Source organism: Pseudomonas sp. 2FE (genome assembly GCF_005503735.1).
Classification (GTDB): domain Bacteria; phylum Pseudomonadota; class Gammaproteobacteria; order Pseudomonadales; family Pseudomonadaceae; genus Aquipseudomonas.
Genome location: NZ_SCMO01000002.1, coordinates 384,941 through 405,597 on the forward strand (window position 1 = coordinate 384,941; position 20,657 = coordinate 405,597).

Consider the following 20,657-nt stretch of genomic DNA (forward strand, 5'->3'; position numbering starts at 1 on the left):
TGCGGGCGCTTTTCGCCTGGAGCAAAGGTGACTACATGGACGGATAAGCCCTGTGGAAAACCCCGCCTAAGGCCAGTCGATAACTAGGCCTAAAAACTGAGGATAATCCCCCCTGTGTACAACTAGGCATTTCATCCACAGCCTTAAAGCACTTATCCAAGGGCCTCTTGGCCTACTGGGCACAGCCTTATACAACTCTGAGTAGCTTGAATTCATTGGCCTCTAGCGATCTATCCACAGAAAAGCTATTCATAAGTAATAAACATAAAAACAAAGCTTTATAAAAATTCATTCTCTTAATCTTTATTAACCGCCGTCCTTTTCGAGCCAAAGCTCAACTGGCTATTTTTTGTGCAAAAGGCTTCTTTCACCACGGCTTAGTCCCTATACTTGCCGCCTTTCCGCTTTTCCCAAGTTAAAAGCCTCCCCAATTCTCAACAGGCACGAGGTGCGTGGTGGATTTCCCTTCCCGTTTTGATGTGATCGTCATCGGCGGCGGCCATGCCGGTACCGAGGCTGCGCTAGCGGCTGCACGTATGGGCGTGAAAACCCTGTTGCTGACCCATAACGTGGAAACCCTCGGGCAGATGAGCTGTAACCCAGCCATCGGCGGCATAGGTAAAAGCCATCTGGTCAAGGAAATCGACGCCCTCGGCGGCGCTATGGCGCAAGCCACCGACCAAGGTGGCATCCAATTCCGGGTCCTGAACAGCCGCAAAGGCCCGGCCGTACGCGCTACGCGTGCCCAGGCCGACCGTGTTCTGTACAAGGCGGCGATCCGCCACAGCCTGGAAAACCAAGAGAACCTGTGGATATTCCAGCAAGCCTGTGACGACCTGATCGTCGAGCAGGATCAGGTTCGTGGCGTCGTGACGCAGATGGGGCTGCGTTTCTTCGCCGAATCGGTGGTGCTGACCACCGGCACCTTCCTCGGTGGACTTATCCACATAGGTTTGCAGAACCATTCCGGCGGCCGTGCCGGCGACCCGCCGTCGATTGCCTTGGCGCAACGCCTGCGTGAACATCCGCTGCGCGTCGGCCGGTTGAAAACCGGCACACCGCCGCGTATCGATGGCCGCTCGGTGGATTTCTCGGTGATGACCGAGCAGCCCGGCGACACGCCGATTCCGGTGATGTCCTTTCTCGGTTCGAAAGAGCAGCATCCGCAGCAAGTCAGCTGCTGGATTACCCACACCAATGCGCGCACCCACGAAATCATCGCCGCCAACCTCAATCGCTCGCCGATGTATTCCGGGGTGATCGAAGGGATTGGTCCGCGCTACTGCCCGTCGATCGAAGACAAGATCCATCGCTTCGCCGACAAGGACAGTCACCAGGTGTTTATCGAGCCTGAAGGCCTGACCACCCACGAGCTGTACCCGAACGGTATCTCCACCTCCCTGCCCTTCGATGTGCAGCTGGAACTGGTGCGCTCGATCCGCGGCCTGGAAAACGCCCACATCGTGCGTCCGGGCTATGCCATCGAGTACGACTACTTCGATCCGCGCGACTTGAAATACAGCCTGGAAACCAAGGTGATCGGCGGGCTGTTCTTCGCCGGCCAGATCAACGGCACCACCGGTTACGAAGAAGCCGGCGCCCAAGGTCTGCTCGCCGGGGCTAACGCCGCGTTGCGCGCCCAGGGCAAAGACAGCTGGTGTCCACGTCGCGACGAGGCCTACATCGGCGTGCTGGTCGACGACCTGATCACCCTGGGCACGCAAGAACCCTACCGCATGTTCACCTCGCGGGCCGAATACCGGCTGATCCTCCGTGAGGACAACGCCGACCTGCGCCTGACCGAAAAAGGCCGCGAACTCGGCCTGGTCGATGATCGGCGTTGGGCGGCGTTCTGCGCCAAGCGCGAAGGCATCGAGTTGGAAGAGCAACGGCTGAAAAGCACCTGGGTGCGTCCGGGCACAGCCCAGGGCGATGCGCTTGCCGAGCGTTTCGGCACGCCGCTGACCCACGAATACAACCTGCTCAACCTGCTGACTCGCCCGGAAATCGATTACGCCGGGCTGATCGAAGTCACAGGCGCGGGTAGCAGCGATCCGCAAGTCGCGGAACAGGTCGAGATCAAGACCAAGTACGCCGGTTACATCGACCGCCAACAGGACGAGATCGCCCGTCTGCGCGCCAGTGAAGAGATCAAACTGCCCGAGGATATCGACTACGCGGGTATTTCCGGCCTGTCGAAAGAGATCCAGCACAAGCTCGGCCAGTCTCGCCCGGAAACCCTCGGGCAGGCCTCACGGATTCCCGGGGTCACCCCGGCGGCGATTTCCCTGCTGATGATTCACCTGAAAAAACGCGGCGCCGGGCGTCAGTTGGAGCAAAGCGCCTGATGTCCCTGGTTACCGCGTTACACGCAACTGAACTGACCCGTGGTGCCGAACAGTTGGGCGTCAGCCTGAGTGAAAGCCAGCACCGCCAGTTGCTGGCTTACCTGGCACTGCTGATCAAGTGGAACAAGGCCTATAACCTCACCGCCGTGCGCGATCCCGACGAAATGGTCTCGCGGCACTTGCTCGACAGCCTCAGCGTGGTGCCCTTCGTGCGCGAAGCTGGGGATAACTGGCTCGACGTCGGCAGCGGCGGCGGTATGCCGGGTATTCCACTGGCGATTCTGTTCCCCGAGCGCCACTTCACGCTGCTGGATTCCAACGGCAAGAAGACTCGTTTCCTCACTCAGGTGAAGCTGGAACTGAAACTGGCCAATCTGGAAGTTATCCACAGCCGGGTGGAAAGCTTCACGCCTGCGCAGCCGTTCGCCGGTATCTGTTCGCGGGCGTTCAGTTCGCTGGAAGATTTTGCCAACTGGACTCGTCACCTGGGCGATCTCAATACGCGCTGGTTGGCGATGAAAGGCGTGCATCCGGACGACGAGCTGCAGGCGTTGCCGGCGGACTTCCGGCTGACCGCTACCCATGTGCTCAAGGTTCCCGGTTGCCAAGGCCAACGCCATCTGCTGATACTGCGCCGCACCCTAGGGCCTCAAACCGGGACAGACGCTGACCATGGCTAAAGTATTCGCCATCGCCAATCAGAAAGGCGGTGTCGCCAAGACCACCACCTGCATCAACCTCGCGGCTTCCCTGGTTGCCACCAAGCGCCGGGTGCTGTTGATCGACCTCGATCCGCAGGGCAACGCGACCACCGGTAGCGGTGTCGACAAGCTGGCGCTCGAGCATTCGATCTACGACGTCTTGATCGGCGAGTGCAGCCTGGGCGAGGCCATGCAGTTCTCCGAGCACGGCGGCTATCAGCTGCTGCCGGCCAACCGCGACCTGACCGCCGCCGAAGTTGCCCTGCTGGACATGCCGGCCAAGGAAAACCGCCTGCGCCAGGCATTGGCGCCGATTCGCGAAAACTACGACTACATCCTCATCGACTGCCCGCCGTCACTGTCGATGCTGACGGTCAATGCGCTGGTTGCCGCCGATGGGGTGATCATTCCGATGCAGTGCGAGTATTACGCACTGGAAGGGCTTAGCGACTTGGTCAACTCGATCCAGCGGATTGGCAAGCTGCTCAATCCGGCGCTGAAGATCGAAGGTCTGCTGCGCACCATGTACGACCCCCGCATCAGCCTGACCAACGATGTTTCCGCCCAGCTGAAAGAACACTTCGGCGACAAACTCTACGACACCGTGATCCCGCGCAACGTGCGTCTGGCCGAAGCGCCGAGCTTCGGTATGCCGGCGCTGGTCTATGACAAGCAATCCCGTGGTGCCCTCGCCTACCTGGCCTTGGCCGGTGAATTGTCGCGGCGTCAGCGCAGCGCCACCCGAACCGCAAAAGCATAAGGAACTCGCATGGCCACCAAAAAACGAGGTCTTGGACGCGGACTGGACGCCCTGTTGGGGGGCAGCAGTGTCAATGCTTTGCAAGAAGAAGCTGCGCAGACCGATACCCGTGAGCTGCAATACGTGCCGCTGGACCTGATCCAGCGCGGTAAATACCAGCCGCGTCGCGACATGGACGCCACCGCGCTGGACGAACTGGCGCAATCGATCAGGGCCCAAGGCGTGATGCAGCCCATCGTGGTGCGCCCGATTGGTGCCGGCCGGTTCGAGATCATCGCCGGTGAACGGCGTTGGCGCGCCAGCCAGCAAGCTGGCTTGGACAAGATTCCGGCGATGGTGCGCGAAGTGCCGGATGAGGCGGCCATCGCCATGGCCTTGATCGAGAACATCCAGCGCGAAGACCTCAACCCGATCGAGGAAGCGGTCGCCTTGCAGCGTTTGCAGCAGGAGTTCCAACTGACCCAGCAGCAAGTCGCCGAAGCGGTCGGTAAATCGCGCGTCACCATCACCAACCTGCTGCGCCTGATTGCCCTGCCGGAAGAGATTAAAATCCTCCTGTCCCACGGTGACCTGGAGATGGGGCATGCCCGTGCCTTGCTCGGTTTACCGGCAGAACAGCAGGTCGAAGGGGCGCGACATGTTGTCGCACGCGGTCTGACCGTGCGCCAAACCGAAGCGCTGGTACGCCACTGGCTGAACAGCAAAGAAAAGCCGCTTGAACCCCCCAAGGTCGACCCGGACATCAGCCGTCTGGAGCAGCGCCTGGCCGAGCGCCTGGGCTCTCCGGTGCAGATCAAGCACGGGCAAAAGGGTAAGGGGCAATTGGTTATCCGCTACAACTCGTTGGATGAGTTGCAAGGTGTGCTGGCCCACATTCGCTAAAACCATGGCGCTGAAACAATTGCCCATCTAGCGGCTAGTCGAAAATCACTAGCGGGCAGTTGAATAGGGGGGGAACGCCCCCTATACTCTGCGCGCATTTTGTCGGCACAAACTATGCCAAGTCGTTGCCAAGTTGGTACTTGCAAGCGACTGACACCAGAGGCCGAAAAGCCGGAGATAAAGCTTGATGGATGTCCGCACGCCCAACCGCCTGCCCTTCCATCGTTTACCGGTGTTTCCCGTTCTGCTTGCCCAGTTCGTCGTGCTGTTACTTGCCGCGGTCGTATTGTGGCGGTGGCGCGGAGCGGTAAGTGGATACTCTGGGCTGTGTGGCGGGCTGATTGCCTGGCTGCCGAATGTGTATTTTGCCCACAAGGCGTTCCGTTTCACGGGAGCGCGGGCTGCCCAAGCCATAGTCCGGTCTTTTTATGCCGGTGAAGCGGGCAAACTGATTTTGACGGCAGTGCTGTTCGCGCTGACGTTTGCAGGTGTGAAGCCATTGGAAGCGCTGGCGGTATTTGGCGTGTTCCTATTGACCCAGTTGGTCAATTGGTTTGCGCCCCTGCTGATGAAAATAAGACTTTTGAGACCTTAGGGCGTTTGAGGCAAACATGGCAGAACAAACCGCTTCGGGCTATATCCAGCACCACTTGCAGAACCTGACTTTCGGGCAACTGCCGAATGGTGATTGGGGTTTCGCCCACACTGCAGTAGAAGCCAAAGCAATGGGCTTCTGGGCATTTCATGTCGACACTTTGGGCTGGTCCATTGCCCTGGGTCTGATCTTTATCCTGCTGTTCCGCCTGGCCGCGAAAAAGGCGACCTCCGGTCAACCGGGTGGTCTGCAGAACTTCGTTGAAGTGATGATTGAGTTCGTCGACGGCAGCGTCAAGGACACCTTCCACGGCCGTAACCCGCTGATTGCCCCGCTGGCCCTGACGATCTTCGTCTGGATCTTCCTGATGAATGCCATCGACCTGGTTCCAGTGGACTGGATTCCCCAGGTGGCGGCGTTCATTTCCGGGAATGAGCATCTGGTGTTCCGCGCCGTGCCGACTACCGATCCGAATGCCACCTTGGCCATGTCCCTGTCGGTGTTCGCGCTGATCATTTTCTACAGCATCAAGATCAAGGGCATCGGTGGTTTCATCGGCGAACTGACCCTGCACCCGTTCAGCAGCAAGAACCTGGTCGTTCAAGCGCTGTTTATTCCGGTCAACTTCCTGCTGGAGTTCGTGACCCTGATAGCCAAGCCGATTTCGCTGGCACTGCGTCTGTTCGGCAACATGTATGCCGGCGAACTGGTGTTCATCCTGATCGCCGTGATGTTTGGCACCGGCATTCTCTGGCTGAGTGGTCTGGGCGTAGCACTGCAGTGGGCGTGGGCGGTATTCCACATCCTGATCATCACCCTGCAAGCGTTCATCTTCATGGTGCTGACCATCATCTATCTGTCGCTGGCTCACGAAGACAACCATTAAAAACGCGTAGCGCACCCGCTGACCTTCTCCCTTTAGGGAGAGGGCGCCCGAAGGGCGGAAGAGGGTGTGCGGTGTTTTGAGTGGATGCCCGCAAGGGCAAAGGCAACAACCGATTTTGCTTTACCGCTTTACCTTAAAAACCTTAACCAATACGACATAAAAAGTCGGGAGGAAAGATGGAAACTGTAGTTGGTCTGACCGCGATCGCCGTTGCACTGCTGATTGGCCTGGGTGCCTTGGGTACCGCCATTGGTTTCGGCCTGCTGGGCGGCAAGTTCCTGGAAGGCGCAGCGCGTCAGCCGGAAATGGTTCCGATGCTGCAAGTTAAAATGTTCATCGTCGCTGGTCTGCTGGACGCCGTGACCATGATCGGCGTCGGTATCGCACTGTTCTTCACCTTCGCGAACCCCTTCGTTGGTCAACTCGCAGGCTAATGCTCTGAAATCCCAGCGATGGGATTTCGAGTGATTGGTTTGACGGACAACGAACGAGCGAGGTGTTGGCGTGAACATTAATGCAACCCTGATTGGCCAGTCCGTTGCCTTCTTCATCTTTGTGCTGTTCTGCATGAAGTTCGTGTGGCCTCCGGTCATCGCGGCTTTGCAGGAGCGTCAGAAGAAGATTGCGGATGGACTGGACGCTGCCAGCCGTGCGGCTCGTGATTTGGAGCTCGCCCACGAAAAAGTGGGTCTGCAACTGCGCGAAGCCAAAACCCAGGCAGCTGAAATCATTGAGCAAGCCAAGAAACGCGCTACCCAGATCGTCGACGAAGCTCGCGATCAGGCCCGTGTTGAAGGTGAGCGCCTGAAGACTCAGGCTCAGGCCGAGATCGAACAGGAACTGAACAGCGTCAAAGACGCCCTGCGGGCCCAACTGGGTGGCTTGGCGATCAGCGGTGCTGAGAAGATTCTGGGCGCCACTATCGACCGTAACGCGCATGCGGAGCTGGTTTCCAAACTGGCAGCCGAAATTTAAGCGAGGGCGCGATCATGGCAGAACTGACCACGTTGGCCCGACCTTACGCCAAGGCTGCTTTTGAGTACGCTCAGGCCCACCAGCAACTGGCCAATTGGTCAGCCATGCTCGGCCTGGCTGCAGCGGTGTCGCAAGACGACCGCATGCAGCGCGTGCTCACGGCCCCGCGTCTGACGAGTACAGATAAGGCCACCACCTTTATCGAGGTGTGTGGTGATAAGTTCGACGCCAAGGTACAGAATTTCCTTCACGTCATTTCCGAGAACAACCGTCTGGAGTTGTTGCCGGAGATCGCCGAACTGTTCGAGCTGCTTAAGGCCGAACAGGAAAAATCGGTAGATGTGGACGTCACCAGTGCCTTTGCATTGAACGAAGAACAGCAAGACAAACTCGCCAAGGTTCTCAGTGCACGGCTCGGCCGGGAAGTGCGCCTGCACGCTGCGGAGGATGCCACCTTGATCGGTGGTGTCGTGATCCGCGCCGGCGACCTGGTTATCGATGGCTCAGTTCGCGGCAAACTCGCGCAACTAGCCGAAGCATTGAAATCTTGAGTTTGAAGGGGCAGCAGAGCAATGCAGCAACTCAATCCTTCCGAAATAAGTGAAATCATCAAGGGCCGCATCGAAAAGCTCGATGTGACCTCCCAAGCCCGTAACGAAGGCACAGTCGTCAGCGTGTCCGACGGTATCGTGCGGATTCACGGTCTGGCCGACGTTATGTACGGCGAAATGATCGAGTTCCCGGGTGGCGTCTACGGTATGGCGATGAACCTGGAGCGCGACTCCGTCGGCGCCGTGGTTCTCGGCGCCTACCAGTCGCTGGCCGAAGGCATGAGTGCCAAGTGCACCGGCCGCATCCTGGAAGTGCCGGTTGGTCCGGAACTGCTAGGTCGCGTAGTCGATGCCCTGGGTAACCCGGTCGACGGTAAAGGCCCTCTGAACAACGTCGCTACCGACGCGGTTGAGAAGGTTGCACCGGGCGTGATCTGGCGTAAGTCGGTCGACCAGCCGGTACAGACTGGTTACAAGTCCGTCGATGCCATGATCCCGGTTGGCCGTGGCCAGCGTGAGCTGATCATCGGTGACCGTCAGATCGGTAAAACCGCTCTGGCGATCGACACGATCATCAACCAGAAAGACAGCGGCATCCGCTGCGTCTACGTCGCTATCGGTCAGAAGCAATCGACCATCGCTAACGTGGTGCGCAAGCTGGAAGAAAACGGCGCGTTGGCTAACACCATCATCGTCGCGGCCAGTGCTTCCGAATCCGCTGCGTTGCAGTTCATCGCACCGTACGCCGGTTGCACCATGGGCGAGTACTTCCGTGACCGCGGCGAAGACGCGCTGATCGTCTATGACGATCTGTCCAAGCAAGCCGTGGCGTATCGCCAGATTTCCTTGCTGCTGCGCCGTCCGCCAGGCCGTGAAGCTTACCCAGGCGACGTGTTCTATCTCCACAGCCGTCTGCTGGAGCGCGCTTCCCGCGTATCCGAAGAGTATGTCGAGAAGTTCACCAATGGCGCCGTGAAAGGCAAGACCGGTTCCTTGACCGCTCTGCCGATCATCGAAACCCAGGCTGGCGACGTTTCCGCGTTCGTTCCGACCAACGTGATCTCGATCACTGACGGCCAGATCTTCCTGGAATCGGCTATGTTCAACTCCGGCATCCGTCCGGCAGTGAACGCCGGTATCTCGGTATCCCGTGTGGGTGGTGCCGCTCAGACCAAGATCATCAAGAAGCTCTCCGGTGGTATCCGTACCGCTCTGGCTCAGTACCGTGAATTGGCGGCTTTCGCCCAGTTCGCCTCTGACCTGGACGAAGCCACCCGTAAGCAGCTTGAGCATGGTCAGCGCGTTACCGAACTGATGAAGCAGAAGCAATACGCGCCGATGTCTATCGCCGACATGTCGCTGTCCCTGTACGCCGCCGAGCGTGGCTTCCTGCAGGACATCGAGATCGTCAAAATCGGCAGCTTCGAACAAGCTCTGATTGCTTACTTCAACCGCGATCACGCCGACTTGATGGCGAAGATCAACGTGAAGGGTGACTTCAATGACGAAATCGACGCAGGCATCAAAGCCGGCATCGAGAAGTTCAAGGCCACCCAAACCTGGTAAGCCGCAGCGGGGGTCGCAAGACCCCCGCCTGCTAACCCGATAGGTGTTACATGGCAGGCGCAAAAGAGATTCGCAGCAAGATTGCGAGCATCAAAAGCACGCAAAAGATCACCAGCGCCATGGAAAAGGTGGCTGTCAGCAAGATGCGCAAGGCTCAAATGCGCATGGCTGCCAGCCGTCCCTACGCGGAGCGCATCCGCCAGGTGATTGGTCATCTGGCCAACGCTAACCCGGAATACCGTCACCCGTTCATGATCGACCGCGAAGTCAAGCGTGTCGGCTATGTAGTCGTGAGCAGTGACCGTGGTCTGTGCGGTGGCTTGAACACCAACCTGTTCAAGGCCCTGGTCAAGGACATGGCGGTAAACCGCGAACAAGGCGTAGAGATCGATATCTGCGTAGTAGGCAGCAAGGGTGCGGCATTTTTCCGCAACTTCGGCGGTAACGTCGTCGCTGCAATCAGCCACTTGGGCGAAGAACCGTCGATCAATGATCTGATCGGCAGCGTCAAGGTGATGCTGGATGCCTACCTGGATGGCCGCATCGATCGCCTGTCCGTGGTTTCCAACAAGTTCATCAACACCATGACGCAACAGCCGACAGTGGAGCAGTTGATTCCGCTGGTGGCTGATCCGGATCAAGAGCTCAAGCATCACTGGGACTATCTCTACGAACCCGACGCTAAAGAGCTGCTTGACGGCCTTATGGTGCGCTACGTGGAGTCGCAGGTGTACCAGGCGGTGGTCGAGAACAACGCGGCTGAACAAGCGGCGCGGATGATCGCGATGAAGAACGCTACCGACAACGCCGGTGACCTGATCAGCGATTTGCAGCTGATCTACAACAAGGCGCGTCAGGCGGCGATCACCCAAGAGATCTCGGAAATCGTTGGCGGCGCTGCCGCGGTCTGATACCGGTTCAAATATTCAGAGGATCCAGCTATGAGTAGCGGACGTATCGTACAAATCATCGGCGCCGTGATCGACGTGGAATTTCCACGCGATCAGGTCCCGAGCATCTACGACGCCTTGAAAGTCCAAGGCGCCGAAACCACCCTGGAAGTCCAGCAGCAGCTGGGCGACGGCGTGGTCCGTACCATTGCGATGGGCTCGACCGAAGGCTTGAAGCGCGGTCTGGACGTCAGCAACACGGGCACAGGCATCTCCGTACCGGTCGGTAAAGCGACCCTGGGCCGGATCATGGACGTACTCGGCAACCCGATCGACGAAGCCGGCCCGATCGGCGAAGAAGAGCGTTGGGGTATCCACCGCCCTGCACCGTCTTTCGCCGAACAGGCGGGCGGCAACGACCTGCTGGAAACCGGCATCAAGGTTATCGACCTGATCTGCCCGTTTGCCAAAGGCGGTAAAGTCGGTCTGTTCGGTGGCGCCGGTGTCGGCAAGACCGTGAACATGATGGAACTGATCCGTAACATCGCCATCGAGCACAGCGGTTATTCCGTGTTCGCCGGTGTGGGTGAGCGTACTCGTGAGGGTAACGACTTCTACCACGAGATGAAGGACTCCAACGTTCTCGACAAAGTGGCGCTGGTTTACGGTCAGATGAACGAGCCGCCGGGCAACCGTCTGCGCGTAGCCCTGACCGGCCTGACCATGGCCGAGAAGTTCCGTGACGAGGGTAACGACGTCCTGTTGTTCGTCGACAACATCTACCGTTACACCCTGGCCGGTACCGAAGTATCCGCACTGCTGGGCCGTATGCCGTCCGCAGTGGGTTATCAGCCGACCCTGGCCGAGGAAATGGGCACTCTGCAAGAGCGCATCACTTCGACCAAAAACGGTTCGATCACCTCGATCCAAGCCGTTTACGTACCTGCGGATGACTTGACCGACCCGTCCCCGGCGACCACCTTCGCCCACTTGGACGCCACCGTCGTACTGTCTCGTGACATCGCCTCCCTGGGTATCTACCCGGCGGTCGATCCACTCGACTCCACGTCGCGTCAGCTGGACCCGATGGTAATCGGTCAGGAGCACTACGACACCGCGCGTGGCGTTCAGTACGTGCTGCAGCGCTACAAAGAGCTGAAGGACATCATTGCGATCCTGGGTATGGACGAGCTGTCGGAAGCCGACAAGCAGTTGGTATCCCGCGCTCGTAAGATCCAGCGCTTCCTGTCGCAGCCGTTCTTCGTGGCTGAAGTCTTCACCGGTGCTTCGGGTAAATACGTTTCCCTGAAAGACACCATTGCTGGCTTCAAAGGCATCCTCAACGGTGACTACGACCAGCTGCCAGAACAAGCGTTCTACATGGTCGGCAGCATCGAAGAAGTCATCGAGAAAGCCAAGAAACTGTAATCCCAGCGCCCGGCGACGGGCGCTAATCAGGTTGAGGCAAGCAAATGGCTATGACAGTCCATTGCGATATCGTCAGCGCGGAAGGCGAGATCTTCTCCGGTTTGGTCGAGATGGTGATTGTGCACGGTAACCTGGGTGATCTTGGTATCGCTCCAGGCCACGCACCGCTGATCACCGATCTCAAGCCGGGCCCGATCCGCCTGATCAAGCAGGGTGGCTGGTCCGAGGTGTTTTACATCTCCGGTGGTTTCCTGGAAGTGCAGCCGAACATGGTGAAGGTCTTGGCCGACACCGTGCAGCGTGCAGCCGACCTGGACGAAGCCTCTGCTCAGGAAGCCGTCAAGGCTGCCGAGAAGGCCCTGCATGATAGAGGCGCGGAGTTCGACTACGGTTCCGCCGCTGCCCGTCTGGCCGAGGCTGCAGCTCAGCTGCGGACCATCCAGGCGGTGCGCAAGAAGTTCGGCGGCTAATCCCGCAAGACTTCATCGCGATCGAGTAAAAGGGTAGCCTTGGCTACCCTTTTTCTTTTCTGGCCTTTCACTCCGTAGGCTGTTCAGGATCCACTCTCATGTCTCTCGATATCGTCATCCTCGCTGCAGGCCAAGGCACGCGCATGCGTTCCGCTTTACCTAAAGTGCTGCATCCGGTCGCCGGTAAATCCATGCTCGGGCATGTCATCGACAGTGCTCGGCAACTACAGCCACAGAGCATCCAGGTGGTGATCGGCCACGGTGCGGAAACCGTGCGCGAGCGTTTGGCCGCGGACGATCTGAGTTTCGTGCTGCAAGCCCAGCAACTGGGTACCGGCCACGCCGTGGCGCAGGCGCTGCCCAAGCTTTCGGCCGAGAACGTGCTGATCCTGTATGGCGATGTGCCGTTGATCGAGGTCGACACCCTGCAACGCCTGCTGCAACGGGTCAGTGCTGAGCAGCTTGGGCTGTTGACGGTCGATCTGAACGATCCGACCGGCTACGGGCGGATCGTTCGCGACGATAAGGGCGTGGTCAAAGCCATAGTCGAACACAAGGATGCGACGCCCGAGCAGCGGGCGATCTGCGAAGGCAATACCGGCATCCTCGCGGTGCCCGGCAAGTGCCTGGCCGACTGGCTCGGCCGCCTGTCGAACAACAACGCCCAGGGCGAGTACTACCTGACCGACGTGATCGCCATGGCGGTGGCCGACGGCCTGGTGGTGGCCACCGAGCAGCCGCTGGATGCCATGGAAGTGCAGGGCGCCAACGACCGCCTGCAGCTGGCCGAACTCGAGCGCCATTACCAGCAACGTTCGGCCCGCCAACTGATGGCCCAGGGTGTGACCCTGCGCGATCCGGCGCGTTTCGATCTGCGTGGGGAAGTGACGGTCGGCCGCGATGTGCTGATCGACATCAACGTGATCCTCGAAGGCCGTGTGCTCATCGAAGATAACGTCGAGATCGGCCCCAATTGCGTGATCAAGAACAGCACCCTGCGCAAGGGTGCGGTGGTCAAAGCCAACAGCCATCTCGACGGCGCCGAACTGGGCGAGGGCAGCGATGCCGGGCCGTTCGCGCGCTTGCGCCCAGGTTCGGTGCTGGGCGCCAAGGCCCATGTGGGCAACTTCGTCGAGTTGAAGAATGCCGTGCTGGGTGAAGGCGCCAAGGCCGGCCACCTGAGCTATTTGGGCGACGCCGAGGTGGGTGCGCGAAGCAACATCGGCGCCGGCACCATCACCTGCAACTACGATGGCGCCAACAAGTTCAAGACGGTGTTGGGCGAAGACGTGTTTATCGGCTCCAACAGCGCCCTGGTCGCGCCAGTGACCCTTGGCGACGGCGCCACCACGGGCGCCGGTTCGGTGATCACCGCCGATGTGCCGGCCGCCACTCTGGCGGTGGGCCGGGCCAAGCAGCGCAATATCGAAGGCTGGAAGCGCCCGGTCAAAATCAAGAAGTAGGGCGGCCTCGCCGCGCAGCGGCAGCCCGCCATTGAGTTCGGCGTACTGCCTTCGGCGAGTACGCCCTAGGGTCTGATCGCCAGGCGGAAGCCGTTCCCTACGGCTTATCGCATTCCCCACATCCATGTGGGTCACGAGTTGGCTCCTACCGCCAAGCGGCTCTTGACTCGAAAGCTTCGATAGGTTTTGATTCGCGCACTTATCTTTCGAATCGAAACTTAACTGGCCTATGTCGAAGCGCAACACCCCGCAACGCCGTCACGCCATTCTTGCTCTGCTCACCGAGCAGGGTGAAGTCAGCGTCGATGAGCTGGCCAAGCGCTTCGCCACCTCGGAAGTCACCATCCGCAAAGACCTCGGCGCGCTGGAGAAGAACGGCCTGCTGCTGCGTCGTTACGGCGGGGCGGTGCCGATGCCGCAGGAACTGATCGCCGACGGCGGCCAACCTATCTCCAAGTACAAGCAGGCGATCGGCCGGGCGGCGGCCGGGCTGCTGCGTGAACATGCACGGATCATCATCGACAGTGGCAGCACCACCGCGGCGTTGATTCCGGAGCTTGGCTACAAACCCGGCTTGCTGGTGATGACCAACTCCTTGAGTGTGGTCAGCGCCTTGCGCGAGCTGGAGCACGAACCTGTGTTGTTGATGACTGGCGGCACCTGGGACCCACACTCCGAATCCTTCCAAGGCCAGGTCGCCGAGCAAGTGCTGCGTTCCTACGATTTCGATCAACTCTTTATCGGCGCCGATGGTATCGACCTGGCGCGTGGCACCACCACCTTCAATGAGCTGTTGGGCCTCTCCCGGGTCATGGCCGAAGTCGCCCGTGAAGTCATCGTCATGGTCGAGGCCGATAAGATCGGCCGCAAGATTCCCAATCTGGAGCTGCCCTGGAGCAGCATCCATACCCTGATTACCGACGAACGCCTCCCACTGGAGGCCCGTGAATCGATCACGGCGCGCGGGATAAACCTGATCTGCGCAGCCGTAGAAGCCTAAGGAGAAAACTATGTGTGGCATCGTTGGCGCCGTCGCCGAGCGCAATATCACCGCGATCCTGGTGGAAGGTTTGAAACGTCTGGAATACCGCGGCTACGACAGCGCCGGCCTGGCGGTCTTCAGCAGTGCCGGGCAGTTGGAACGCCGCCGCAGTGTGGGCAAGGTCAGCGAGTTGGAAAACGCGCTGAGCGCCGAACCATTGGCCGGTCGCCTCGGCATCGCCCACACCCGTTGGGCCACCCATGGTGCGCCGAGCGAGCGTAACGCCCACCCGCACTTCTCCGGCAGCGAGCTGGCGGTGGTGCACAACGGCATCATCGAAAACCACGAACAATTGCGTGAGCGCCTGAAGGGCCTCGGCTACCTATTCGGCTCGGATACCGACACCGAAGTCATCGTCCATCTGCTCGATCACAAGCTCAAGGATCTCGGTGATCTGGCGGCGGCGCTGAAAGCCGCGGTGAAGGAACTGCACGGTGCCTATGGTTTGGCGGTCATCAGCGCGCAGCAACCGGATCGTCTGCTCGCCGCCCGCAGCGGTAGCCCGCTGGTCATCGGCCTCGGTCTCGGTGAGAACTTCCTCGCCTCCGACCAGCTGGCACTGCGGCAGGTTACCGACCGCTTCGTGTACCTGGAAGAAGGCGATATCGCCGAAATCCGCCGGGACAGCGTGCAGATCTGGACGGTCGATGGTCAGCCGGTGGTGCGCGAAAGCGTGCAATACCACGAAGGGGCCGAGGCGGCGGATAAAGGAGAGTATCGCCACTTCATGCTCAAGGAGATTCACGAACAGCCGAAGGTGGTGCAGCGCACCCTGGAAGGCCGTCTGGGTTCCGATCAGGTGCTGGTGCAGGCCTTCGGCCCGCAAGCCGCCGAGCTGTTCGCCAAGGTGCAGAACGTGCAGATAGTCGCCTGCGGCACCAGCTACCACGCCGGCATGGTCGCCCGTTACTGGCTGGAAGGCCTGGCCGGCATTCCGTGCCAGGTCGAAGTGGCCAGCGAGTTCCGCTACCGCAAGGTGGTGGTGCAACCGGGCACCCTGTTCGTCAGCATCTCCCAGTCCGGCGAAACCGCCGACACCCTGGCCGCCTTGCGCAACGGCAAGGCGCTGGGCCCGGATAACGGCGGTTACCTGGCCAGCCTGGCGATCTGCAACGTCGGCATCAGCTCACTGGTGCGTGAGTCCGACCTGACCCTGCTGACCCAGGCCGGCCCGGAAATTGGCGTGGCTTCGACCAAAGCCTTCACCACCCAACTGGTGGCGCTGATGCTGTTGACCCTGTCCCTCGGTCGGGTGCGCGGCACCTTGGCGGCCGGTGTGGAAGCCGAGCTGGTGGAAGAGCTGCGCCGCTTGCCGACTCGCCTCGGTGAGGCGCTGGCGATGGACACCAGGGTGGAGAAAATCTCCGAGCTGTTCGCCGAGAAGCATCACGCGCTGTTCCTCGGCCGTGGCGCGCAGTACCCGGTGGCCATGGAAGGTGCGCTGAAGCTCAAGGAAATCTCCTATATCCACGCCGAGGCTTACCCCGCCGGTGAACTCAAGCATGGCCCGCTGGCCCTGGTCGACAGTGACATGCCGGTGGTCACCGTGGCGCCCAACAACGAGCTGCTGGAAAAGCTCAAATCCAACCTGCAGGAAGTGCGCGCCCGTGGCGGCGAGCTGATCGTCTTCGCCGACGAGCAAGCCGGCTTGGGCAACGGCGAGGGCACCCATGTGGTGAACATGCCGCACATCCTCGATGCGCTGGCACCGATCCTCTACACCATCCCGTTGCAGCTGCTGTCCTACTACGTCGCCGTACTCAAGGGCACCGATGTCGACCAGCCGCGCAATCTGGCCAAGAGCGTCACCGTCGAATAAGCCTCAGGGATAAGCGCGCGGCGGGTGTGGGAGTCCTGAATTCAACACACAAGCACCGCCGTTCGCCTAGCCCTTATGGTTAGGGAAAACGTCGTCTCGTCTTGCAGGGGGCTCGTTCGGCTGCAGCCGGGCCAGGTTGTGCTTGATGACATCCATCACCGCGGCGGTCATCACCGAGGTGGAGACACCGAACATCAGGATGCCGTTGGCCGCTTCCAGCGGGCCGAGCAGACGCCAGCGTTCGGACATGACGATATCGCCATAGCCCAGGGTGGCGAAGTTGACCCCCGAGTGATAGAGCGCGGTGGCGAACTCGCCGAATTCGCCGAGCAGCATGAACAGGGCGGCCCAGATGGCCATCTGCACGAAATTGCCGAGCAACATCAGCAGCATCACCATCGACAGCAACAGGATATCCAGCCACTGCGATTCGCGGCCTTGCCGGGCCTGCCTGAAGCGCACGTACTGGCGCAGGCACACGGCCAGGAAAATGGCCTGCAGCAGCAGGCAGAGCAACATCACGGGGAGGCCGGTCAGCAGATTGAGCAGCATGGGTGACCTCTTCAGCGGGCGTGTTGCCGCACGCGGCGGCGTTGGTCGAGCAGGTGGACCATCAGGCAGGCATAGAGGGTGACGGCGATGAACAGCCCCATGCGCACGGCGAAGGCGCTGTAGACATCCTTGCCGGCGGCGCTGTCCTGCACCGACTGACCCAGCAGGATGATCAGGGTGGCCTGGGTATTGAGCCAGAAGCCGGGGCTTTGCCGGGTCGGGCTCAGGGCATAGAGCTTGCGCGCCACCAGCAGGCCGAACAGCAGCATCCACAGGAAGAACATCCATAGCTGCACAAACAGGCTGAGGGCGCACCAGAACAGGATCGCCAACAGGCCGCCGAGCAGGGTCGAGCCGAGCAACTCGCGGCCGGCATCGCGCGCCTTGGTGGTGCAGCTCTGCTGGCCGAGGCTCACCGATTTCATGATGATCGGCAGGTAGCTGGCCGGATCGATCAGCGCCAGCAGGAAGGCCGGCAGCACCACCAGGGCGGCGCGCAGGGCAATCCAGCCGGCCTCGGCGGGCGCCAACTTGGCTGGGACAGGAGTGGCTGGGGCATTGGCCGGCTCGGGAAATAGCCAATGGCTGAGCATCACGGCCAGCACGGCCAGCAGCAGGCCCTTGACCAAGGCGCCGATGACCATGACGGCCAGGCCGAAATCGGTGGTGCCGGCGGCGGAGATCAGGGTCAGGCCGACCACCAGGAAGGTCGCTACTAGCGGGTTGCCACCGCGCAGGCCATAGCGGAAGGCCAGGAACAGGCACAGGCCGACCAGCAGCACGCCACTCAGCGGCGCGTAGCGCAGCAAGGGGATCAGCAGCAGGCCGCTGCCGGTGGTCAGCATCACCATCAGCGCCAGGCCCAGCCCGGCCTTGAGGGGTAGCGGCCGATTCAGCGAGGCCAGCAGAAACAGCGTGAGCAGCGGCGCCAGGAAGGGGATCGGCAGGTTCAGGCCGAAGCTGGCGGCCAGGCACAGCGCGGTGCCGCTGGCCAGGCGCAGTGCCCGCTGGCTGCGGGGCTCGCGCTCAGTGGGCATGCGGTCAGTAGGCGCGCTTTTAATAGGCATAGGACAGCCAGCTCATCAGGCGCAGGAACAGGCGGCCAAGCGGGTTGAGCGGGTTGCCCTCGCGGGGGAACGCCATGACTTCGGCTTGCCCGCCGACGCGGATGCCGCGCAGGTCGGTCAATTCACCCGGATCGATTTCCACCACCACCGGAAAACGCTGGGCCGGGCGCAGCCAGTCGCGGCTGTTCTCCACCGTCGGTAGGCTGCCGGGCGCGGTGCTCTGGCCGACGCTGACCCCATAGCCGACGCTGCGCACATGACCTTTGAATATCTCGCCAGGCAGCGCGTCCAGCACTATGGCAACCGGGGTGCCGGGCTCGACCTGGCCCAGGTTGTTCTCGGTCATGTCCGCACTGATCCATACGTCGTGGATGGCGATCAGGGTCATGACCGGGCTGCCGGCTGCGGCAAACTGTCCGGCCTCGGTACGCAGGTCGGTGATCAGCCCGGCCGAACGTGCCCGTACCCGGGTATTGGCCAGGTCCAGTTCGGCCTTTGCCAGGGCGGTGGCGGCGCTGCGCAGTTGGGCGTTGTCTTCCTCGCTGCCGCCTTGTTGTTCACGTGCGCGTTGCACTTCGGCCCTGGCCGCGGCGACCTGACTGATGGCCTGCTCGCGAGTGGAGCGGGAGACCTCGAGGAGACGCACGGAAATGGTTCCCGGATCGTCGCGGTACAAGCCTTCAAGACGTTGGTTATCCTGCTGAGCCTTGAGTTCGTTGGCCTGGGCGGCCCGCAAGGATGCTTGCGCCGAGTCGATTCCGGCGGTGCTGGCACCGATCTGCCGGCGTGTCGACTCAAGATCGGCACGGGCGCGATCGACGGCGATCTGATACTGCTGCTGATCCACCTCGAAGAGGACCTGGCCGGCCTTGACGTCCTGGTTGTTGCGCACCTGCACCCGGGTCACCCGGCCGGCCACTTCTGCGGCCACCGGGACGACGAAGGCTTGCACCCGCGCCTGCTGCGTGTAAGGAGTAAAGCGGTCGGCCAGCAGGTACCAGACCAGGCTCAGGCCGATCAGCCCAGTCACCCACTTCGCGCCCTTCTTTACCGGGTCGGCGGTAGGTGCGGGCGCGCCGGTGTCCGGAGCCGAGGGGGCGGGCTGCGCTACTTCACTCATCGTCACTTACCTTGTGTGGAGTCGGGGATGCGCTGGCCGTGGGGTCCGTGGGCTCATCCAGGAGGTCGCCCCAGTCGGTGCGTTGTTGCATCTGCTCGCGGCTGGCCTGGTCGACCCTCGGCTGAGCGCTGTACCAGCCGCCTCCAAGGGCCTTGTACAGGGCAATCAGATTGCTCACTGCATTGGCACGGCTGAGCAGGTAGTTATCCTGTTGCAGGAACAGCGCGCGCTGGGCATCCAGCACGCGCTGGAAGTCCGAGTAGCCTTCGAGGTACTGGGCGTTGGCCAGGGTCACCGAGCGCTGGGCGGCCAGTGCCGCCTCGCGCAGGATACGCTCGCGCTCAAGCGCCTTGATCAGGCCATTGGCGGCATCGTCGGCTTCACGCGCCGCCTGGCGCACGCTGTCGCGGTAGACCTCGATCAGCTGCTGCAAGCGGGCATCCTGCACGCGCACGTTGTTGCTGATTTGGCCGTGGTCGAACAGGTTCCAGCGCAGGCTGGGGCCGCCGACCAGGTCCAGACTGTTGGAGGCGCCGTCCAGTGAGCTGGCGGACCAGACGATGCTGCCCAGCAGGCTCAGCGAGGGGTAGAGATCGGCTTCGGCCACGCCGATGAGTGCCGACTGGGCGGCGACAGTGAGTTCGGCTGCGCGTATGTCCGGCCGGCGCAGCAGCAGGTTGGCGGGTACGTCCTGCAGCACGGCGCGATCGATCAGCGGGATCAGCTCCTCTTTCTCGGCCAACTCCGGCAGCGGGCTGGGCGGACGGCCGATCAGCACGGCCAGGGCGTTGCGGGTGCGCAGTACCTGGTCCTCGAAGTCGGGAATGCTGCTCAGGGTGCCCAGATACTGGGTCTTGGCCTGTTGCAGGTCGAGTTCGGCAGTCTGCCCGCTCTTGAACAGCTTCTCGGTGATTTCATAGCTGCGCTTTTGCTGCTCGGCGTTCACACGGGCGACACGCAGACGCGCTTCGGTGGTGCGCAGGGCGAAATAGGTATCGGCCACCTGCGCCCGCAGCAGTACCAGTACATCCTCATAATTGGCCTGGGCGGTGAAGTAGCTGGCATCGGCCGACTCGATGGCGCGGCTGAAGCGGCCCCAGAAGTCCAGCTCCCAGCCTATGTCGAAGCCCGCACTGTGTTGCCAGAAATGGCTGTCCTGCGGGTTACGCCCACCGGACTGGTTGCGGTCCAAGTACAGACTATCGGCGCTGGCCTGCTGCAGTTGCGGGTAGCGTCCGCTCTGCGCAATGCCCAATTGGGCGCGGGCTTCCATCACCCGCAGGCCGGCAATCTTCAGGCTGGGGTTGTGGGCGTCGGCCTCGGCAATCAGGCGGTCGAGGATAGGGTCGGCGAACACCTGCCACCACTGCAGAAAGTCGGGTTGCGGACGCTGCTGGCTGGCCTGCTCGAGCGCCGGGCTGTTCCAGTGTTCGACCCATGCCTCGCCCGGTGCCTGGAAGTCCGGGCCCAGGCGTACGCAGCCGCTGAGGCCGAGTGCGCCGAGCAGGAGTAACCGGCCTGGGCGAAGTAAGGGCGACATGG

Annotated in this window: 20 protein-coding genes; 16 read left to right on the top strand and 4 right to left on the bottom strand. The window is 61.2% G+C overall.

Annotated elements, in window-relative coordinates:
* Window positions 1-455 precede the first annotated feature (455 nt).
* The 16 genes from mnmG (at window position 456) to glmS (ending at window position 16,376) form a co-directional block, all read left to right on the top strand.
* Entirely contained in the window at window positions 456-2,348 is a 1,893-nt protein-coding gene (gene mnmG / locus FFS12_RS06860) for a tRNA uridine-5-carboxymethylaminomethyl(34) synthesis enzyme MnmG (protein WP_137886147.1), read from the top strand.
* A complete protein-coding gene (gene rsmG, locus FFS12_RS06865; protein WP_137886148.1) occupies window positions 2,348-3,028 on the top strand; it encodes a 16S rRNA (guanine(527)-N(7))-methyltransferase RsmG in 681 nt (226 codons plus the stop codon). Before mnmG ends, rsmG begins: the two co-directional genes overlap by 1 nt.
* The gene (locus FFS12_RS06870) at window positions 3,021-3,809 is read left to right on the top strand and encodes a ParA family protein (protein WP_137886149.1); all 789 of its coding nucleotides are present in this window, start codon (window positions 3,021-3,023) and stop codon (window positions 3,807-3,809) included. Before rsmG ends, FFS12_RS06870 begins: the two co-directional genes overlap by 8 nt.
* Before the next feature lie 9 nt (window positions 3,810-3,818).
* On the top strand, window positions 3,819-4,691 hold the full coding sequence (locus tag FFS12_RS06875) for a ParB/RepB/Spo0J family partition protein (RefSeq protein ID WP_137886150.1): 873 nt from the start codon (window positions 3,819-3,821) through the stop codon (window positions 4,689-4,691).
* A 187-nt stretch (window positions 4,692-4,878) separates the two neighbouring features.
* Window positions 4,879-5,286, top strand: coding sequence for a F0F1 ATP synthase subunit I (locus FFS12_RS06880; RefSeq protein ID WP_137886242.1), 408 nt, complete (start codon window positions 4,879-4,881; stop codon window positions 5,284-5,286).
* A gap of 16 nt (window positions 5,287-5,302) precedes the next feature.
* Complete coding sequence (gene atpB, locus FFS12_RS06885; protein WP_137886151.1) at window positions 5,303-6,172, top strand: F0F1 ATP synthase subunit A; 870 nt, start codon at window positions 5,303-5,305, stop codon at window positions 6,170-6,172.
* A gap of 176 nt (window positions 6,173-6,348) precedes the next feature.
* A complete protein-coding gene (atpE, locus tag FFS12_RS06890) occupies window positions 6,349-6,606 on the top strand; it encodes a F0F1 ATP synthase subunit C (protein ID WP_002555987.1) in 258 nt (85 codons plus the stop codon).
* Between the two features lie 70 nt (window positions 6,607-6,676).
* Window positions 6,677-7,147 carry a F0F1 ATP synthase subunit B gene (locus FFS12_RS06895; protein WP_137886152.1) on the top strand — a complete coding sequence of 157 codons (471 nt, stop codon included), beginning with the start codon at window positions 6,677-6,679 and terminating at the stop codon, window positions 7,145-7,147.
* A gap of 14 nt (window positions 7,148-7,161) precedes the next feature.
* Window positions 7,162-7,698, top strand: a complete 537-nt coding sequence (locus FFS12_RS06900; protein WP_137817550.1) for a F0F1 ATP synthase subunit delta — start codon at window positions 7,162-7,164, stop codon at window positions 7,696-7,698.
* 21 nt (window positions 7,699-7,719) lie between these two features.
* Complete coding sequence (gene atpA, locus FFS12_RS06905) at window positions 7,720-9,264, top strand: F0F1 ATP synthase subunit alpha (protein ID WP_137886153.1); 1,545 nt, start codon at window positions 7,720-7,722, stop codon at window positions 9,262-9,264.
* Between the two features lie 50 nt (window positions 9,265-9,314).
* On the top strand, window positions 9,315-10,175 hold the full coding sequence (atpG, locus tag FFS12_RS06910) for a F0F1 ATP synthase subunit gamma (RefSeq protein WP_137817548.1): 861 nt from the start codon (window positions 9,315-9,317) through the stop codon (window positions 10,173-10,175).
* A gap of 30 nt (window positions 10,176-10,205) precedes the next feature.
* On the top strand, window positions 10,206-11,582 hold the full coding sequence (gene atpD, locus FFS12_RS06915) for a F0F1 ATP synthase subunit beta (RefSeq protein WP_137886154.1): 1,377 nt from the start codon (window positions 10,206-10,208) through the stop codon (window positions 11,580-11,582).
* A 44-nt stretch (window positions 11,583-11,626) separates the two neighbouring features.
* The gene (locus tag FFS12_RS06920) at window positions 11,627-12,052 is read left to right on the top strand and encodes a F0F1 ATP synthase subunit epsilon (protein ID WP_137886155.1); all 426 of its coding nucleotides are present in this window, start codon (window positions 11,627-11,629) and stop codon (window positions 12,050-12,052) included.
* A 98-nt stretch (window positions 12,053-12,150) separates the two neighbouring features.
* A complete protein-coding gene (gene glmU / locus FFS12_RS06925) occupies window positions 12,151-13,515 on the top strand; it encodes a bifunctional UDP-N-acetylglucosamine diphosphorylase/glucosamine-1-phosphate N-acetyltransferase GlmU (RefSeq protein ID WP_137886156.1) in 1,365 nt (454 codons plus the stop codon).
* Window positions 13,516-13,744: 229 nt separating this feature from the next.
* Complete coding sequence (locus FFS12_RS06930) at window positions 13,745-14,515, top strand: DeoR/GlpR family DNA-binding transcription regulator (protein WP_137886157.1); 771 nt, start codon at window positions 13,745-13,747, stop codon at window positions 14,513-14,515.
* Window positions 14,516-14,525: 10 nt separating this feature from the next.
* On the top strand, window positions 14,526-16,376 hold the full coding sequence (gene glmS, locus FFS12_RS06935) for a glutamine--fructose-6-phosphate transaminase (isomerizing) (RefSeq protein ID WP_137886158.1): 1,851 nt from the start codon (window positions 14,526-14,528) through the stop codon (window positions 16,374-16,376).
* A gap of 66 nt (window positions 16,377-16,442) precedes the next feature.
* Here the strand turns inward: glmS and FFS12_RS06940 are convergent, their stop codons facing one another.
* The 4 genes from FFS12_RS06940 to FFS12_RS06955 are packed head-to-tail and all read right to left on the bottom strand — an operon-like array spanning window position 16,443 to window position 20,655.
* A complete protein-coding gene (locus FFS12_RS06940; protein ID WP_137886159.1) occupies window positions 16,443-16,928 on the bottom strand; it encodes a potassium channel family protein in 486 nt (161 codons plus the stop codon).
* Window positions 16,929-16,939: 11 nt separating this feature from the next.
* A complete protein-coding gene (locus tag FFS12_RS06945; protein ID WP_137886243.1) occupies window positions 16,940-17,965 on the bottom strand; it encodes a DUF2955 domain-containing protein in 1,026 nt (341 codons plus the stop codon).
* A 19-nt stretch (window positions 17,966-17,984) separates the two neighbouring features.
* A complete protein-coding gene (locus FFS12_RS06950; RefSeq protein WP_137886160.1) occupies window positions 17,985-19,115 on the bottom strand; it encodes an HlyD family secretion protein in 1,131 nt (376 codons plus the stop codon).
* Entirely contained in the window at window positions 19,108-20,655 is a 1,548-nt protein-coding gene (locus FFS12_RS06955) for an efflux transporter outer membrane subunit (protein ID WP_137886161.1), read from the bottom strand. Before FFS12_RS06955 ends, FFS12_RS06950 begins: the two co-directional genes overlap by 8 nt.
* Window positions 20,656-20,657: the final 2 nt, after the last annotated feature.